Origin of the sequence: Paenibacillus piri (assembly GCF_004354045.1) — a bacterium.
GTDB classification, from domain to species: Bacteria; Bacillota; Bacilli; order Paenibacillales; family NBRC-103111; genus Paenibacillus_S; species Paenibacillus_S piri.
In genome coordinates, this window is the sequence record NZ_SMRT01000003.1 from 289,386 (window position 1) to 306,973 (window position 17,588).

A 17,588-nucleotide genomic window follows, 5' to 3' on the forward strand; every position below is an offset into this window, starting at 1 on the left:
GCAGCCATTTAGCTGCATGTCAAGCGCAAATCGATCCCGCACGATGGAAGCGGCTCCGGACAAAGGATTGGGTTTGTTGGCACTTTTCAGACGAGAAGGAATAGTGTACTCTTAAAATTAGACATTATTCGCCGGCCCCCAACGGAATTCAACATAATCGGCCGCTGAATGGAGCGGATACGGACCGTTAAAATAGATTGCCAAAGGAAAGCCTATGATGACTTATAGAATGAGCAAACGTTTTGTTTTGTGCCTTGTTGTGATAGGGATGATGTTCTTTTACGTGCAGCATGCGTGGGCGGCCGAACATAAGGACGTTCGTATTTCGGCTCATGCCAACGATCCTTTTGTCGATAAACAAGCTTATCTGAAGCAAATACATATTGAAGAGGCATGGGATGTCGCAACCGGCGGCGACTCTTTGGTTATCGCTGTCGTTGATACCGGTATCGATCTCAGCCATCCCGACCTTACTCCGAATTTGGTGGAAGGGGTCAATTTGATCGTCCCCAGGCAGCCGCCTCAGGACGACAATGGACATGGCACCAATGTCGCCGGCATTATCGGAGCAGCGGCTAACAATGATAAGGGAATTGCCGGCATCCTTTGGAAAACAAAGCTGATGCCGATTAAAGCGTTGGAAGGAGACGGTACCGGAAGCGAGACGAAGCTCGGAGAAGGAATTCGCTATGCGGTGGACAACGGAGCGAAGATCGTCGTCCTGTCTCTTGGTCTCAACAAAGATTCAAGCTATCTTAGGGAAATCGTGCGTTATGCTGAGGATCGAGATGTCCTTCTCGTAGCCGCGACAGGCAACGAACGAAACCGAATCAAATACCCTGCCGCCTATCCCACTGTGCTGGCTGTCGGGGGCATGTCAATAGACAAAAAAGCGCACAGACTTTCCAATACCGGACCGGAGATAGATGTCGTTGCGCCATGGGATGTGTTTACGACGGCGCTTGGCGGCGGATATGAATATAAGGACGGGACTTCAATGGCTGCGCCCCAAGTAGCTGCTGTTTGCGCTTTGGCATGGACCAAATATCCTTGGATGAAGCCGTATCAGATTCGAAGCCTTATTCGGCAAACCTCCGAGGAGCTGAGCGGGAACGGTTGGAATTCCGAAACCGGATATGGCTTGCTGCGGGCCGACCGTGTAATGAACAACGCTTTTTCCGATGATATGTACAAGCCCAACAGCCGCAAGGAGCAGGCCAAACCGATTTCCGTGTCCAAAATGATCAGCGCTTCGTTTGCCAACGGGGAAGATCAGAGCTGGTATACGTTCGATGCGCCGTATGACGGCAGCGTCAGGCTTGAGCTGGGAATGGAAGGCACGTATGAGGTAGTTGTTACACATACGGATGCCCAGGGAAAAACGAACGATTATAACCTGATGATAGGCAAATCCGTTACGCTGCCGGTTTCCAAGGGCAAGAGCTATCTCAAGCTGCAGCTTAAAGATCATTCCGTGAAACAAAGGCTTATGTTTAAGCTGACGACTGACTTTGAAATATATAAAGATCGGTATGCGGATAATGATTTACAGTATAAGGCATATGTTTTGCCGACAGGAAGTCAGAGCATTACAGGAACTTTTCATCGCAATAACGAACAAGACTGGTATATGCTTCCTATCGACCGCACCGGCAGGCTAAGTATGGAGCTATCGGTAGATACGGCGCGGATGGATCCGGTTCTGCTCGTCCAGAAGCGAGGCGAGAAAGGCATTACGATAGATCGGGGCGGTGAAGGCGAGACGGAATATCTTCCTGAAATGGACGTATACCCCGGAGATTATTACATTCGTGTCAGCAACGCAAAGGGATATACATCGCCGATCACGGGCGAGTACACGCTTGCCATTGATTACAAGCCTAAATTGCTCGATCCGAATAAACCGAACAATAAACCGTATTTAGCCACCGCCATGCAAAAAGATACTTTATATCAAGGGTTTATCGACAGTAAACATGACGCGAGCTGGTTTTCGCTCAACGTCGTTGAGGATAGTGTTGTCGAGCTTCATTTGTCCAGCATCCCGAGTCATATACAGATGACGATGTCCGCTTACAACAGCACCTTGAAGCTGATCGATTCCTCAGCCGGTTCATCCGGAACTGCGGACATTGCCCTGAGCCGGCGTCTGCAGCCGGGCAATTATTATATCCAGCTCACTGCAAACGGGGCGTTCGAGGATCAGTATTACGGGCTTGAAGCGGCAGTCAAGCCTGTTCTTGGGGGGTATACCGATATCAAGGGACATTGGGCGGCCGATCAAATTGTACTGGCGGCGGAACGCAATATGATTGACGGCTATGCCCTTCAGAGGTTTATGCCTGATCGGCCGATTACACGAGCGGAGGCAGCCGCTATCCTTACTCGCGGATTCAAGCTTTCGGGGCAGGTAGAAATCCGCTATACGGATCTTGGTTCCAGCCACTGGGCTTATCCGTACATCGCAAAAGCGGTGCAGGCGGGTATGATGGACGGATATCCGGATCAAACGTTCGCTCCGGACCGATCCCTTACGCGTCTGGAAATGACTGCGATCATCGCGCGAATTATGAAGTTGGGCGGCTCGTAGCAGGGGCCGCTTCCTTTTACCGATGTTCAAGAGGGTGACTGGGGCATCGGTATTCTAAAGCAGATGAAAGCGGAAGGCCGGATTAGCGGATTTGCGGACGGGAGCTTCCGTCCGGAGCAGCACGCGACGCGGGCCGAGTTCGTAAGCATGCTGACACGTATATTGAATTAGAAACGATACGATGTTGAAATTTTCTCAACACTTTTTGAGTGGATAAGCACATTTTCTCAACAAGATCCATACGATACTGTAAAAAGTGTTGAGGAGTGAAACGATATGGCATGGCTGTTGATTTTAGGATTTGCCGTTTCATCGAGTTTGGATAATTTGGGTGTAGGGATTTCATACGGAATTCGGGGAATCCGGATCGGTTTTATATCGAATCTGATCATCGCGATAATTTGTTTTTTGTTCAGTGAAGCAGGGCTTAGCGGCGGCCAATGGCTTTCCGAAGTGCTGCCCGGCATCTTCCCCGTATTGGTGGGGGCGTTCTTGCTGGTGATTATCGGGATTCGCATCATTTTATTGGCATTTCCCCGTAAAAATCATGATGTGCAGCAACCCTCCGAAGATCGCGCCGATGCCAAGTCGTTAAAAGGGCTGCTGCAAAATCCGGAGGCGGCGGATGCCGATAAATCGGGGGAAATCGGTTGGGGCGAGTCTGTCATTCTCGGTATCGCGCTGTCCGCGAATGCCATCACCAACGGATTAGGCGCAGGCTTGCTTGGCCTGTCTCCGCTGGCCATCTCCTTGACGGCTGCGCTCGGCAGCTTCGTGACGGTTTGGTTCGGCGTTACTTTAGGGCGAAAAGTAGCGGGGGTCCGCATCGGTTCGTTCACCTTAGGGCAGTTCGGTACGATTTTAAGCGGAATTCTCCTGTTAGGTATTGCATGCAATTCGTTGTTTAATTGAGACCTGAGGCCCTCGCAGCCTAAATTAGGAGACAGCGTTCTCTCCTGCAGCAGGCGCCGGATAAGGAAACAAATCCGCGATTCGGACGCTTTGCCCGTTTTCGTTCGTAAACACCACATGCTCCCGGTTGAGTTCGCGCGGACTCTCCAGGCCGCATGCGGCCGCCAGCGAAAACAAGCCTTCTCTCATCTGAATAATATAGTTCATCACGCGCCATTGTTTCTCTTCCGGAGCCAATGCCTCCTGATATTTGGAATCCGTCGTCGTAATCCCGGTCGGACACTTGCCGGTATGGCATTGCATCGCCATGATGCAGCCGTTGGCCATCATAAAGCCGCGCGCGGAGTTGACGCAGTCCGCCCCGAGCGCCAAGGCGATCGCCGCTTTGTCGGGCGTAATCAGCTTGCCGGAAGCGAAAATTTGGAACCGGCTGCGGACGCCGAATTTTCTGGCGGTATCGTCAAGGATCAGCAGCGCAGCGAAGAGCGGCAGCCCCATGCCGTCCGCCATTGCCTTGAACGTCGCTCCGGAACCGCCCTCGGAGCCGTCGACGGTAATGAAATCCGGATATATGTTCAACTCGACCATCGATTGAAAAAACGGCTCGAGCCGCTTCGGATCGCCGACAACGATTTTGACGCCCACCGGCTTGCCGCCTTCTTCCTGCAGAGTGCTTATGAAGCGAAGCGTCTCCGCCGGATTGGTGAGAAATTCGAAGCGGTTCGGTGAATTGACCGTTTTCCCTACGGGCACCAGGCGGGCTGCCGCGACTTTTTCCGTAACCTTAGCACCTTCGAGATGCCCGCCGCGTATTTTCGCGCCCTGATGAAGCTTCAGCTCGAATGCCTTGATAGCCGGAACGCCGGCCTTGCGTTTGTACTCCTCTATGGAGAAGCGGCCGGTTTCATCGCGGAAGCCGAACAGGCCGGGTCCGATCTGCGAGACGATATCCGCGCCCGAGAACAGGTGTACGTTTGCGACTCCGCCCTCGCCGGTATTGATCCAGGAGCCGCCCGCCATGAAGGCGCCGCTGCCTGTGGACTGAATGTAGTGCTCGCCGACAGCCCCGTAGGAAGTGGCCGAAGCGCCGAACATGCCCTTGAGCCGCCAAGGGTATTTGCGGTTTTCGCCTACCACAATAACATCTTCGTCATGCAGCAGCCATGGCTTCACTTGTTCCTCCACGAATGCTTCCTTTCTTGTAAACAATCCTTCATCGGTAATCACATATTTTTTTCCGGGAATGAGCGCTTCGTTATCCACCCTTAGCTCACTCGTCAATTTCGGGAACATGGCATTGGACAAATAGAAGCCCGGCTTCTCATAATCGCGTCTGCCGCCGAAGGAGATGAGATCCGTCCGGTATTTCGCCGCATACACAATTCCGATAAAATCGGCTCGCGAGAACGGCTTGCCTTCCGTATCATGGTCAAACCAGTACTGGCGGAACTCGGGCCCCAGCTTTTCAAGCAAATAACGCACCCAGCCAAGAAACGGATGAGAGCGAATGATGGAATGCTTTGGCTTTTTGGACAAGGCGTACATATAGCCGAAAAAAACGATCAAGGGCAATGTAACGATAACGAGCAGAATGACCAGCAGGACAACAGGCGTCATGATTAACCCCTCCGTAACGCTAGTGAAGTATAATGCGGAACGAAACAAGTATAGCACGAATTACCAATTGAATTGAACTTCTTCTCATTTATTTGAGTTTAGCAATAGAGCAAATAGAAAAAAGCCTTGATTTCCGGGTTCCCGTCAATCAAGGCTGCTTATAATTTCAACCTGTTTGATTAAAAAATGGTTCCATACAACAAATATGCGTTAAGAACGGCGATAATGACAGCGACAACCCAGGCCGATACGCCCATCCATTTTGGCGCAACAAAAGGTCCCATTTTCTTTTTATCGCTTGTGAACATAACTAGAGGAATAACTGCAAAAGATAACTGTAACGAAAGAATAACCTGGCTCAGGATGAGCAGATCGCCGCTGCCTTTTTCTCCATAGATGGCGATGACGATCACCGCGGGGATGATGGCGATCAGGCGGGTAATGAGTCTGCGGATCCAAGGCTTGAGTCGGATATTCAAGAAGCCTTCCATCACAATCTGCCCAGCGAGCGTGCCGGTCAGCGTCGAGTTTTGGCCCGATGCCAAAAGAGCTACGGCAAATAATATACTCGCAAGCCCGGTTCCCAGTAAAGGAGTCAGCAGCTGATGCGCGTCCTGAATTTCAGCCACCTCGGTATGTCCTGTCGTGTGGAAGGCCGCAGCGGCTAAAATCAGAATAGCTGCATTGACAAATAGAGCAAGCATTAAAGCAACGGTCGAATCGATCGTTGCGAATTTAATCGCAGAACGTTTGCCTTCCGTCGTTTCTTCATAATGTCTCGTTTGAACAATGGAAGAATGCAAATAAAGGTTATGCGGCATCACCGTAGCGCCAAGTATGCCGAGCGCAATATAGAGCATTTCGGGATTTTTTACGATTTCCGCACTGGGGACAAACCCTCCCACAACCGCGGCGATATCAGGCTTGGATAAAAACATTTCGATCCCGAAGCATACCATGATCGTTGCAATAAAAGCTATAACAATGGCTTCGATATAGCGGAAGCCTTTGTTTTGCAGCAGAAGCACCAGCATGACATCGAGCGAAGTAATCAGAACCCCCGCCAATAGCGGCAGACCGAACAGCAGTTGAAGCGCAATCGCCGAACCGATAACCTCCGCCAAGTCGCAAGCGGCAATGGCGAGCTCGCATAAGATCCATAAAGAGAAATTGACCGGCTTGCTGAAATGGTCTCTGCATGCCTGGGCGAGGTCCCTGCCGGTCGCTATGCCCAAGCGGGCCGATAAGGCTTGAAGCAGGATGGCCATCAGGTTGGAAATGAGAATGACCGACAGCAGGGAGTAACTGAATGCGGACCCGCCCGCCAACGAGGTAGCCCAGTTTCCGGGATCCATGTACCCTACGGCAACCAAATAACCGGGTCCTGCGAAAGCAAGCAGCTTGCGCAGAAAACTTCCTTTCTTCGGAATGGATACGGACTTATAAACTTCCGGCAGGCTGACGGAATTTCTTTCTTTAGCCCAACCGGATTCAGGTTTCGATACCGATTTTTCATTTGTGACGATTTCCATCGTACAGCCTTCTTTCCTTTTGGCAATTAAGTTGCTTTCGGGCAACTTTTAAAGTAAAAAAAATTTATGCCTCGCAATTGAATGATGATTATTATACTACTCCAAAAGTATTGCTTACGCAACAAAATTTTTCCCCGGTACAAATAAATATTTCGCGCACCCAGGTGCGAGACCAGGCAGCAGTACGAAAATCAGGCAATGAAAATGCATTCAAACTGGCGGCAGTTATGAATGCCTTTTTTTCATTCACTTTTACACAATCCAAAACGTACGTTCGCGTTAAAAAATGTCAAGGGGCCGGCAAATGAGCTGCGATTGGGCGATGAGGCCCGGTGCAGCTCGGCTCGCCTCGATTTTGGTGTTCCCAATTTATGTAAGGTATATTAGAATACTAGTATAGTCGTCCGGTTCCCGCAGTTGCAGGATATCATCTAATTAAGCGGATGCTTGCCGCCGTTTGATGAGCATGTATTCGACAGACAGTAATGTTTAAAAATGATACTTGCAATTGCACCAAACTATACAACTGGCAGTAGCGCGGGAATACCGGCCGTATTATGTTTGGAGGAGCGGGCAGACATGCCGACTGCCGCAAATGTTCTTTCATAACGATGTATTTAAGCAAATAGACTAATGTCAGAAAGGAAGCGATCATTGGAATGGAAAAAGTGAAGGTAGGCTTGATCGGCTGCGGCCAGATCAGCGGCATTTATTTGAAAAACTGCACGCAAACGTTTGACATTTTGGAGGTAGTCGCATGCGCGGATTTGGTTCCCGAGCTGGCGCGAAAACAGGCCGACGAATTCGGAGTCCCGAAAGCTTGCTCGGTTGAAGAGCTGCTGGCCGATCCCGAAATTGAAATCGTTATCAACTTGACCGCTCCCAAGGTTCATGCGCAGATCAATATGAAAGCGCTTGAAGCCGGCAAGCATGTGTATACGGAAAAGCCGTTTGCCTTGAATCGGGAAGAAGCGGATCAAGTGCTTGCCTTGGCCGAAGCCAAAGGTCTTCGTGTCGGCTGCGCTCCGGATACGTTTCTCGGAGGAGGTCTGCAAACATGCAGAAAGCTGATTGACGACGGTTGGATCGGTACCCCTTATGCAGCTAACGGGACGATCTTTATGGGCGGAGGATCCGGCGGCCTGCATCCTAATTTTCAAAACTTCCTTCGATTGGGCGGCGATCCTTTGTTCGATATGGGGCCGTATTACCTTACGGCCATGGTATTTCTGCTCGGTCCTATCGGCAATGTCAGCGGATTCGCAGCCCAACTGAAGCAGCAGATTACCGTCGACAATCCGGCATCCCCGCGCTATGGCGAAACCGTGCCTGTAGAAGCGCCGACGAATATCGCGGCCTCGCTGCAATTTGACAACGGAGTCATTGCCGGGCTGCAGGCTGCCAAGGAAGGCTTCAAATATACGCCGCGTATGGAAGTATACGGAACGGAAGGCATACTTTACGTTCCCGACCCGAACAATTTCAGCGGACCTCTCATGATCAAGCAGCAGAACGGCGAAGTCAAGGAGTTTCCGTATTCGCACGGATTTACCGAAAACAGCAGAGGTATCGGCATTGCCGACATGGCTTATGCGATCCGCTCGGGGCGGGCTCACCGCGCAAGCGGTACGTTGGCTCGCCATGTGCTTGACGTCATGATCGGCATCTATGAGTCCGCGGAAACGGGCAGGCATGTCGCCGTCAAGGCTTCTTGCGACCGCCCGGCACCGCTGCCGCTTGGTTTGAAATACAATATGCTGGATGCGTAGCCCGATAAACCAATAACGAAAAAAAGGATGTGCTGAATCATGAAATTTCCGGTAGCGGTACAGCCGTATACGATACGGGAAGAAATGAAGCAGGATTACTTGGGTTCATTGGAAAAGGTGGCGGAGATCGGTTATCACGGAATTGAACTGGGACCGCCCCCGGAAGGCATGACGATCGGCCAGCAGAAAGGCCACCTGGAAAGGCTGGGGCTTCAGGTCATCAGCGCTCATGCAAGAATCGATGTGCTGACCGACGGTCTTGACGCGTTAATCGATTATTTGCAGGAAGTGGGCGGGGGCTGGATCGCGCATTCCTCCAAATTCGACTCCAGGCAGGCGGTTATCGAATCGGCGGCGCAGTTTAACCTTATCGGCGAAAACTGCCGCAAACGGGGCATTCAATTTCTGTATCATAACCATAACTGGGAGTTTACGAGGTATGACGGCGAATATGCGTACGATATTTTACTTCGCGAAACCGATCCCGAGCTGGTCAAGATGGAGCTGGATACATACTGGGTGAAGAGGGGCGGCGAAGATCCGGCGGAATATTTGCGCAGGCTGCCGGATCGCTGTCCGCTCCTCCACATCAAGGATATGGAGCCGGGCGAGGAGCAGTTTTTTGCGGAAATCGGGGAAGGCATTCTTGACTTCAACGATATCGTTAAGGCGGCGGAGGAAATCGGCACGAAATGGCTGGTCGTCGAGCAGGACGGCTCCCGGCGCTCGGCTTTCGAAAGTCTGGAGATCAGCTTCCGCAACTTGAAAAAAATGGGGTTTGTGGAATGAACGAGCCCATTCGGGTCGGATTGATCGGATACGGCTTCGCCGGCCGGACCTTCCATGCGCCGGTCATTACCTGCGTGCCCGATTTGAAGCTGGCGGCAGTGGTGGAACGCCGTACCGCGGCTTCCAAAGAGCGGTACCCGTGGGTCAAGGTAGTTCCCGATGTCCGGCACTTGTATGAGGATGACGCCATAGACTTGGTCGTCGTCACGACGCCGAGCACCGATCATTATCCGTTTGTGAAGGACGCGCTTCTGGCGGGAAAGCATGTTGTAGTAGAAAAGCCGTTTACGACGACCTCGGCCGAAGCCGATGAGCTGATCGCTCTGGCAAAGGAACAAGGTAAAGTGCTAAGCGTTTTCCATAACCGCCGCTGGGACGGTGATTTTCTGACGATCCGCGAGCTGCTCAAACAGGAGCTGCTCGGCCGTGTAACCGAATGCGAGTTTCGCTGGAATCGCTACAATCCGATCGCGGCGGCAGGCCGATGGCGAAACAGCGAAGCGCCTGGAGCCGGCGTGTTTTATGATCTCGGGGTGCATTTTCTTGATCAGGCGCTCTGCTTATTCGGGCTCCCGCAGACGATTCGCGCGGACATCCGGATTCAGCGGGAAGGCTCCCTGGCGGACGATTATTTCGATGTGACGCTGGGCTGCGAAAGCGGGCTGAAGGTGAATCTGCAATCGTCGCAGCTTGTCCGTGAGCCGAGTCCGCGCTATGCTCTGCACGGAACGAAAGGTTCTTTCGTCAAATACGGCATCGATCCGCAGGAGGAAGCGTTGAAGCGGGGCTTGACGCCGGCGGCCCCAGGCTGGGGGATGGAGCCGGCGGAGCTGTGGGCCAAGCTGAACACCTCCATAGGCGGACTTCATGTGGAAGGCCGCATGGAGACGCTTCCCGGCTCTTATACGTCCTATTATCAAAATATCGCCGATCATATCAGGGGGATTGCCGAGCTCGAGGTAAAGCCGGAGCAAGCGCGATCGGCCATTCGCCTGATCGAGCTGGCGCTGCAGAGCAGCCGGGAACAAAGAACGATGCAGGTGGAACTTTAAAGTCCGGGGACAACAGCGATCGGAAGAATGATCCGCTCGCGAAGCGCAGTTACTCACCGGACTTTCATGAAAGATAGAAAGGAGGAGTCCGATGTTTCCTTTTAAAACGGCATTGAATGCCTCGACCTTGTTTCCTTTCAAGCTGGATATCAGGCAGCAAGTACGAACAGCGGCGGAGGCCGGCTATGAAGGCATTGAAATTTGGGTAAGGGATGTGGATGCCTATTTATCCAATGGAGGAACGATCCGGGAGCTGAAGCGGCATATAGACGACACCGGCATACCGGTTGTTAACGCGATCGCGTTTTTTAAATGGGCCGATGCGGATGATGCCGAAAGAGCGAAAGGTTTGAAGCAGGCCGAGCGGGAGATGATCATGCTTGCCGAACTGGGCTGCACGGCTGTGGCGGCGCCGCCGTTCGGAAACGTGGGGCCTGTAACGCTAAACAGAATGGCGGCGCATTATGCGGAGCTTTCGGATTTGGCGAAACGGATTGGCGTCGACCCGTACCTGGAATTTTGGGGACGGGCCCAGACGCTCTCCAAACTTCATGAAGCCGTGTATGTGGCGATGGAAAGCGGCGTGCCCGACGCCAAGCTTCTGCTTGACCCGTTCCATATGTATACCGGAGGCAGCGGCATGAACGGGCTGCGCTATTTGAACGGGGGACGAATCGGCATCGTACATGTGAACGATTATCCCGCAGCGCCGGCCAGAGAGGCGATCGCCGATCGGGACCGGGTATTCCCGGGCGAAGGCAGCGCGCCGTCGCGGCAGCTTGCGAGCTCTTTGTACGAAATCGGCTACAGCGGATATTTGTCGCTGGAATTGTTTATCGAAAGCTTCGGCGTGAAGAGCGCCATTGAGGTCGCCAAAATGGGCTTGGATACGATCTTCAATACGTACCGTTTATAAAGAGGCTGTTCAAAAAGTCACTAGGAGAGGGGCATGAAGTTCGATGGGTAACCGTTTAGCGGAAAAGGTTGTCGTCATTACGGGAGGAACCAAAGGAATCGGAGCGGGCATTGCGCTGATGGCGGCCAGCGAAGGGGCGCGCGTCGTGATCAACGGAAGAAACGAGCGGGACGGGGAGCGGGTTGTTCATGACATTCAAGAGAAATACGGGGCTGAAGCGCTATTTGTAAAAGGAGACATCAGCAGGGAGCCGGCTTGCAGGCAGCTGATCGAGGAAACGGTCGCCCGCTTCGGGCGGGTTGACGGTCTGGTCAATAATGCCGGCATATTTCCGCGCGGAACGATGACCGATACGCCGGAGGAGATGTTCGATTCGATATTCGCGGTCAATATAAAAGGCGCGTTTTTCTGTTCGATGTATGCGATTCAGTCCATGCTGAAGACGGGCGGAGGCTCCATCGTCCAAATAGGTTCGACGAACGGCTACAAGGGCGGGAAGGAGCTTGCCGCTTATTCGTGCTCGAAGGGAGCCATGCTGACCTTGAACCGCCATATCGCCGGTCATTATGGCAGGGACCATATCCGGTCCAATTGGATTACGGTCGGCTGGGTAGCTTCCGAAGGCGAGATCGAGCTGCACCAGAACAGGGGCTTGAGTCCCGATGAATTGCGCAAAAGAGCCGAGTCGAGCATACCGAGCGGCCGTATGCAGACGCCGGAGGATATGGCTTACGGAACGGTCTTCCTGCTATCCGACGAAGCCAGCCAAATAACCGGCACCGAGCTTCACATCAACGGAGGACTCGGGCTATGAACTGTCGGCTGAACAGCCGAATACAGCGATTTATCAGGAGGCGATTGTCATGAAATTCGGGCTTACGGTAAACGGGACCGTATATGCAATGGGGATTCGTCCAGGCGTAAACCGGGAGCGCATCACCGCGATGGAGCTTCTGCAGACGGCGGAATCGTATGGGCTTGAGGGAGCCGAGATTCCGTACGGCATCGTACAGAGCGGCGATCCCGATGAGATAGCAGGTTACGCGCAGCAGAAAGGGTTGTTTATTAACGTAGCCGCAGGTGGCTACGAACCGGCCAGTCTGATCGAAGCGATGAAGCTTGCGAAGCGCGTAGGGGCTCAGACAGTCAGAACGGTCGTCGGCGGTGCCAAGTTCGGCGGTGACCGCCGGCATATGGCAGGCACCTGGCAGCCGTTTCTTCAAACTATTTTGCGCTCATTCCAGGAAGTAATGGATTCGGCGGACCCGGCCGGTCCCAGCCTTAGCGTGGAAAACCACCAGGATTTGGCGTCCGAGGAGCTGATCTGGCTCTGCGAAACGATCGGCTCCGACCGTTTCGGAATTACGCTCGATACCGGCAACCCTCTGGCGACGGCTGAAGAACCGGTCGATTTTTTCCGTCGAGTCGCCCCGTATGTAAAAAATGTGCATTTGAAGGAATATGCGATTTATGGATCGGAAGAAGGATTCCGGCTCGTCCGCAAGCCGCTCGGGCAGGGAGTGATCAACTTTCCCGAATTGCTGCGCATCTTTAACGATGCTAACCCGCAGGTGACGATGTCGGTCGAGCACGGCGCATTGGAGGCCAGGCACGTACGGGTGCTGGAGGAGGATTTCTGGACGGAATATCCGGAGCGTTCAGCCCGCCAATTGACCCGCCTGCTCCGATTTGTCGAAGATCATGCCAGACACAGGGGCGATTGGAGAACACCATTCGAGAAAGGAGCCTCGCCGGATGAAATCGCCGAGTACGAGATCGGGGAACTGCACGCCGGGATTGCTTATTTGACCAACCTGATAAAACCGTATAAGCAAGCGCAAGCGCAAGTTATACCTATAATCCGATGAGGTGATAAGCATGGCAGCGACAGATTTAAGCGGGAAAAATGCAATTGTAACCGGTTCCAGCCGGGGGCTTGGAAGACAATATGCGGAACAGTTAGCTCGTGCGGGTGCCAATGTTATTATTCATGACGTAAATGAAGAAGCGGCGGCGCGATTCAACGAAGCGGCGTCGGGCAGCGCAGTGGCGGAAGAACTGGCTTCCGCGCATGGCGTCAAAACTAAATTTATCGCAGCGGATATGTCCGATCCGGAGCAGGTGGAGGCGCTGATCCGCCAATCGATCGAAACGCTCGGCTCGATCGATATTTTGATCAACAACGCCGGCGGGGACATCGGACTTCATACGCCGCGTCCGGAGCCGAACGATGCGCTGGATATATCCGTGGAAGATATCCGCTCCGTCGTGGACCGCAATCTGCTGTCCACCATGTTTGCGTGCAAATTTGCCGGGCTGCATATGCGTGAGCGCCGTTCTGGAAAAATCGTCAATGTCGGCTCGACCGCAGCCCATATGCCCGTTCGCGGAGGAATTATATACGCGGCGGCGAAATTGGGGATTTCCCATTATACGCGCTGCCTGGCCGAGCAGCTGAGGCCGTTCGATATCAATGTCAACGCAATCGCTCCGGCTCCGACCTATACAGCCCGTTTTTTGGCGACGAGAACCGTGACCAACCAGGAAGGACGATCGAGGCTGCAGCGGATTGCGCAGCCGGAGGACATGTCGAACATCGTGATGTTTCTTTGCGGACCGCAGTCCGACTTTTTGACGGGCGAAACGGTCGTTTGCTGGAACGGATAACAATCGAACTTATTTTTTTCTCGGGGAGGATTACCAAGCATCGAGCGTCGAATAAGTGAGGAGCACTTATAAATGGGAGGAGTTAGATCCGTGACCAACCAAACCGACAACAAACGCACCGGTGACGCAATGATTCGCGAAATGAACGAAACGCATGTGCCTTACGGCATGCTGGCCATTTGGTTTCTTGGCCAGGAGAGCGTCGTCATTAAGGGTGGAAACACCATCATTTATATCGACCCTTATTTGGCAGCCCAGAAATCCAGAGTGTTCCAGGCGCCGTTCCGGCCGGAGGACGTAACGAACGCGACTTACTGCTTGATCACGCACGAGCATAGCGACCACCTGGACCCATCCACACTCGGCGTGCTGGCTCGAAACGGCGGCACCGTATTTATGGCTCCCGGTTTTTGCCGCGGGCAAATGCTGGATTTGGGGGTACAGTCCGAACGGCTGCTGGATGCGGTAACCGGGCAATGGCGGGAAGGCGACGGCGTCAGGATCAAGCCGGTGCCTGCCGCGCATGAAGAGCTGGACTATGAGCCGTCCCGCGATCACCGGTTTGTCGGGTATTTATTGGAGCTTAACGGCGTTACCCTGTACCATGCCGGGGATACGGTCATTTATCCGGGTCTGATCGACAGCCTGAAGGCCGAACGCATCGATCTGGGCATGCTGCCGATTAACGGGCGCGATGCTTTCCGGGGAGCCAAGGGACTGATCGGCAACATGAACTACCGGGAAGCCGCCGAGCTGGCGGTTGCGGCGGAGATGGAGACCGTTATTCCGCTGCATTACGATATGTTTGCCGGAAACAGCGAGAAGCCCGGCTACTTCGTAGATTATTTGTATGAACATTATCCGGAACAGAAGTGCCATGTTCTCGCCAGGTTCGAGCGGTTCGTATACGTTTCCGCGGCAGCGTTAACCAAGAAGGAACAGTGAAATCGTTCAGCTTTGTTGAACATCGGGGAATCAGATGGGGACTCTACCCCACCTGATTCAAGGCCAACCTTAGAGGTGGGGGTCTTAACCCGATAAAGTCGTAATCGGATAACGGATTTGAAATAGCCGACTCACGAAATGCCGATGCAGCATGCTGAACATCAATTGCCAATCGGGGGCTGTCATAAGCGGTAAGTCCAACTGCTTGCGGCAGCCTTTTCAAGCATCAATGGATGTTGTGAATGTGGGGTGAGCAAGATGAAATTTTTTCAAATGTACAAGTCGCGAAAATATTTTCAACGAATGCTGCTTTCCATCACTTTATTGATGATTATGTTCATGGCCTTTTTTTCGTTTACGTTTTACTATAACTCGGAATCCGTCGTGCTTGACCTGCAGGAGGATGCCAACAAAAAAGTGCTGACTCAAATGAATTTCAACATCCGGTATATGAACGAGCTGGTCAAAAATTTGGCGACGTCCACCTTCTCCGACAACCAGATCCTGCCCTTAATGACCCATCACGAGATCGAGACGTTCGAGCTGGTTAACAAGCTGCGCCGGCTTGAAAAAATCGTCGATTCTACAACCTTCCTGAAATCGATCGTCGTCTACAACGGCATATGCGGCTGTTATTATTCCACGGCATCCGGCTTGGCTGCAAATACCGATCCCGACGTGCTGCTGCTGAAAAACTATATCGGTTCGACAACCGATATCCCCAAGCTGAGACTGATTCCGATGCGCATGAGCCGGGGAGCGGACGATCACGATGACATCAATGCGTTTTCTTTTTTTATTTATGACGAGCTGACCGGTCCGAATTCCGGCCAAGGCAGAATGGAAAATGCGCTTATATTCAATGTAAAGACGGAATGGCTGTTCGACAATATGAAGACGTTAAACGGAATCGGCAACGAACCGGGAAATCATATTTTTATTATGGATGAAAGCGGTAACATTTTGACTCCGAACCGCGAGCCGAAGAGCAACAGCAATGCGCTGGCCGCGGCTTTGGCCGATAAAGGGGCCGGAAGCCAGCTGTCGAGCAACATGTCATCCACCTTCATCGGTACGTTTAACGGTGAAAAAACAATCGTTTCTCACCTGAACTTCGACACTTATCAGTGGAAGCTCGTGATCGTTCAGCCGTATGAACGCATCGTCGGCAAGCTGGACCGGATGCGCAATACGTCCATTGTCGTCACCATGCTGTTTCTGCCGCTGACGGCGCTCCTTTCGCTGCTTATCTCCCATAAGCTGTACCGTCCGATCGAAACGCTGATGGAGCAATTCCGCAAAAATACGCGGCGCGAGGACAAAGCGTCATTCAACGAGAAGGACGAACTGCTCTATATGTCCTCGGTTTATACGCATGTGCTGGAAAAAATGCGCGGCATCGAACGCGATTCGCTCGCCAAGATGTCGCTGGTCAAGCATTATTACGTGCGCAAGCTGATCATGGACAGCGCCTCGCTCACGCCGTCGGAAATGCAGGAATGCATCGATCAGCATCGGCTCCAGTTAAAGACAGACGGCCCCTACCTGCTGGCCGTGCTTCATATCGAACATTATTCGGCGCTGTCGCGCAAGGCGAAGCAGGCCGATCTCAGGCTTTATAAGTTCGCGATAACGAATATCACCAAGGAAATCATGGACAAATCGTTTTGCAATGAGACCGTCGACATGCGCGGCGATCATTTGGCCGTGCTTATTTCGGTTGACGGCTCCTCCGACCGGGATTCCGTTCTGAAGGCGGCAGCCGCCCGGCTGCATGAAATTCAGGATACGATTTTGGCGTTTTACCGGATTTCCTCCACCGCGGCGCTAAGCGACCCGATTCCAAGCTACGAGGACATTTCCCGGCATTACGGCTCGGCGTTAAGCCTTGTCAGATACCGGATGGTATGCGGGACCGGCCAAGTCATTACAACGGATCGGGTGAAGGGCAATCTGAACAACCGGGAGCTTCATATGCCGGAAAAGCTGGAGGAAAAATTTATCGAGGAGCTCAAGGCGGGAAACCGGCAGCAAATCGCCGCCGTACTGGACCGGATTTTCGGTTGTATCGCCGGTTTGCATGCGGATCATGTGCTGTTCAATATGCTGCGGCTTTCCTTAATGGTATCCAACACGATTCGCGAGATGAATTACCACCGGCTCATCCCGATTGACCTGGATATACAGGATTTTAACAGGAGAATCATGGAAATGGAGCAGCTGGACGAAATCCGGGAAGCTTTCGATTCGCTCGTCGAACGGCTTCTGGACCAATTGAAGCAGGGTGACGATAATAAGCATGTAATTTTGATCGATGCGATCAAGGAAATTATTGAAGAACATTATGCCGACAAAAATTTAAATCTGCAGCAGATCGCCTCCATGGTCAAAATGTCGCCGGTTTACTTGGGACGAATGTTTAAAAACTGCGTCGGCATGTCAGTGGCGGACTATATTAACGGGGTTCGGTTAAACATTACGCTGGAGCTGCTCGGCAAAGAACAATACAGCATCACCGACATTATGGACCGGGTAGGGTTCAGCAATCAAAGCTCGTATTTTCGGCAGTTCAAGAAGAAATTCGGCGTTACGCCGAAGGAATACCGGGTCAAGCAGCTGCTCGATTTCAGCTGAACAAGCCAATATCGGGGCGTTGATGCGGGAGTCATGTATCCGTCATACAGTAATGTTTAAAAATGATACCGGCACATGCATAAATCTATACAACTGACAGTAGCCGCGGGCCGGTTAGCCGTATTATGTTGAAGAAGCGGTGGAGGCAAAAGCCAAGTACACGCA

General features: G+C 52.5%; 13 protein-coding genes and 1 pseudogene. 12 read left to right on the top strand and 2 right to left on the bottom strand.

All coding sequences use genetic code 11. The features are described 5' to 3' along the window. Nucleotides 1–229: 229 nt before the first annotated feature. The 3 genes and pseudogenes from E1757_RS09535 to ytaF all read left to right on the top strand — a co-directional run bounded on the left by E1757_RS09535 (nucleotide 230) and on the right by ytaF (nucleotide 3,502). Nucleotides 230–2,590 (top strand): S8 family peptidase, encoded by a 2,361-nt coding sequence (locus E1757_RS09535; RefSeq protein ID WP_246079106.1) that lies wholly within the window; start codon nucleotides 230–232, stop codon nucleotides 2,588–2,590. A 24-nt stretch (nucleotides 2,591–2,614) separates the two neighbouring features. After that, nucleotides 2,615–2,761: pseudogene (locus tag E1757_RS36415) on the top strand (S-layer homology domain-containing protein); the annotation flags it as partial. A 105-nt stretch (nucleotides 2,762–2,866) separates the two neighbouring features. Next, a complete protein-coding gene (gene ytaF / locus E1757_RS09540) occupies nucleotides 2,867–3,502 on the top strand; it encodes a sporulation membrane protein YtaF (RefSeq protein ID WP_133227117.1) in 636 nt (211 codons plus the stop codon). A 24-nt stretch (nucleotides 3,503–3,526) separates the two neighbouring features. Here ytaF and E1757_RS09545 read toward each other — a convergent pair whose 3' ends face one another. Next, complete coding sequence (locus E1757_RS09545; protein WP_133227119.1) at nucleotides 3,527–5,119, bottom strand: FMN-binding glutamate synthase family protein; 1,593 nt, start codon at nucleotides 5,117–5,119, stop codon at nucleotides 3,527–3,529. Between the two features lie 179 nt (nucleotides 5,120–5,298). Beyond that, nucleotides 5,299–6,651 (bottom strand): Nramp family divalent metal transporter, encoded by a 1,353-nt coding sequence (locus tag E1757_RS09550; protein ID WP_133227121.1) that lies wholly within the window; start codon nucleotides 6,649–6,651, stop codon nucleotides 5,299–5,301. Between the two features lie 659 nt (nucleotides 6,652–7,310). On the opposite strand from E1757_RS09550, the gene E1757_RS09555 reads away from it, so the two are divergent. The 9 genes from E1757_RS09555 to E1757_RS09595 all read left to right on the top strand — a co-directional run bounded on the left by E1757_RS09555 (nucleotide 7,311) and on the right by E1757_RS09595 (nucleotide 17,423). Next, nucleotides 7,311–8,420 carry a Gfo/Idh/MocA family protein gene (locus E1757_RS09555; protein ID WP_133227123.1) on the top strand — a complete coding sequence of 370 codons (1,110 nt, stop codon included), beginning with the start codon at nucleotides 7,311–7,313 and terminating at the stop codon, nucleotides 8,418–8,420. A gap of 39 nt (nucleotides 8,421–8,459) precedes the next feature. Beyond that, entirely contained in the window at nucleotides 8,460–9,209 is a 750-nt protein-coding gene (locus E1757_RS09560; protein WP_133227125.1) for a sugar phosphate isomerase/epimerase family protein, read from the top strand. Then, the gene (locus E1757_RS09565) at nucleotides 9,206–10,261 is read left to right on the top strand and encodes an oxidoreductase (protein ID WP_133227127.1); all 1,056 of its coding nucleotides are present in this window, start codon (nucleotides 9,206–9,208) and stop codon (nucleotides 10,259–10,261) included. Before E1757_RS09560 ends, E1757_RS09565 begins: the two co-directional genes overlap by 4 nt. A gap of 91 nt (nucleotides 10,262–10,352) precedes the next feature. Then, nucleotides 10,353–11,177, top strand: a complete 825-nt coding sequence (locus E1757_RS09570) for a sugar phosphate isomerase/epimerase family protein (protein ID WP_133227129.1) — start codon at nucleotides 10,353–10,355, stop codon at nucleotides 11,175–11,177. Between the two features lie 43 nt (nucleotides 11,178–11,220). After that, entirely contained in the window at nucleotides 11,221–11,991 is a 771-nt protein-coding gene (locus tag E1757_RS09575; protein ID WP_133227131.1) for an SDR family NAD(P)-dependent oxidoreductase, read from the top strand. 49 nt (nucleotides 11,992–12,040) lie between these two features. Beyond that, entirely contained in the window at nucleotides 12,041–13,045 is a 1,005-nt protein-coding gene (locus E1757_RS09580) for a sugar phosphate isomerase/epimerase family protein (RefSeq protein ID WP_133227133.1), read from the top strand. A 10-nt stretch (nucleotides 13,046–13,055) separates the two neighbouring features. Beyond that, entirely contained in the window at nucleotides 13,056–13,844 is a 789-nt protein-coding gene (locus E1757_RS09585) for an SDR family NAD(P)-dependent oxidoreductase (RefSeq protein WP_133227135.1), read from the top strand. 72 nt (nucleotides 13,845–13,916) lie between these two features. Next, nucleotides 13,917–14,789 carry an MBL fold metallo-hydrolase gene (locus E1757_RS09590; RefSeq protein WP_133227137.1) on the top strand — a complete coding sequence of 291 codons (873 nt, stop codon included), beginning with the start codon at nucleotides 13,917–13,919 and terminating at the stop codon, nucleotides 14,787–14,789. 258 nt (nucleotides 14,790–15,047) lie between these two features. Next, on the top strand, nucleotides 15,048–17,423 hold the full coding sequence (locus E1757_RS09595; RefSeq protein ID WP_133227139.1) for a helix-turn-helix domain-containing protein: 2,376 nt from the start codon (nucleotides 15,048–15,050) through the stop codon (nucleotides 17,421–17,423). Nucleotides 17,424–17,588 lie beyond the last annotated feature (165 nt).

What these genes read in the sequence shown, in the direction of transcription:
- E1757_RS09535 (WP_246079106.1), top strand. Translation starts at nt 230, where the DNA reads ATGAGCAAACGTTTTGTTTTGTGCCTTGTTGTGATAGGGATGATGTTC.
- ytaF (WP_133227117.1), top strand. Translation starts at nt 2,867, where the DNA reads ATGGCATGGCTGTTGATTTTAGGATTTGCCGTTTCATCGAGTTTGGAT.
- E1757_RS09545 (WP_133227119.1), bottom strand. Translation starts at nt 5,119, where the DNA reads ATGACGCCTGTTGTCCTGCTGGTCATTCTGCTCGTTATCGTTACATTG.
- E1757_RS09550 (WP_133227121.1), bottom strand. Translation starts at nt 6,651, where the DNA reads ATGGAAATCGTCACAAATGAAAAATCGGTATCGAAACCTGAATCCGGT.
- E1757_RS09555 (WP_133227123.1), top strand. Translation starts at nt 7,311, where the DNA reads ATGGAAAAAGTGAAGGTAGGCTTGATCGGCTGCGGCCAGATCAGCGGC.
- E1757_RS09560 (WP_133227125.1), top strand. Translation starts at nt 8,460, where the DNA reads ATGAAATTTCCGGTAGCGGTACAGCCGTATACGATACGGGAAGAAATG.
- E1757_RS09565 (WP_133227127.1), top strand. Translation starts at nt 9,206, where the DNA reads ATGAACGAGCCCATTCGGGTCGGATTGATCGGATACGGCTTCGCCGGC.
- E1757_RS09570 (WP_133227129.1), top strand. Translation starts at nt 10,353, where the DNA reads ATGTTTCCTTTTAAAACGGCATTGAATGCCTCGACCTTGTTTCCTTTC.
- E1757_RS09575 (WP_133227131.1), top strand. Translation starts at nt 11,221, where the DNA reads ATGGGTAACCGTTTAGCGGAAAAGGTTGTCGTCATTACGGGAGGAACC.
- E1757_RS09580 (WP_133227133.1), top strand. Translation starts at nt 12,041, where the DNA reads ATGAAATTCGGGCTTACGGTAAACGGGACCGTATATGCAATGGGGATT.
- E1757_RS09585 (WP_133227135.1), top strand. Translation starts at nt 13,056, where the DNA reads ATGGCAGCGACAGATTTAAGCGGGAAAAATGCAATTGTAACCGGTTCC.
- E1757_RS09590 (WP_133227137.1), top strand. Translation starts at nt 13,917, where the DNA reads ATGGGAGGAGTTAGATCCGTGACCAACCAAACCGACAACAAACGCACC.
- E1757_RS09595 (WP_133227139.1), top strand. Translation starts at nt 15,048, where the DNA reads ATGAAATTTTTTCAAATGTACAAGTCGCGAAAATATTTTCAACGAATG.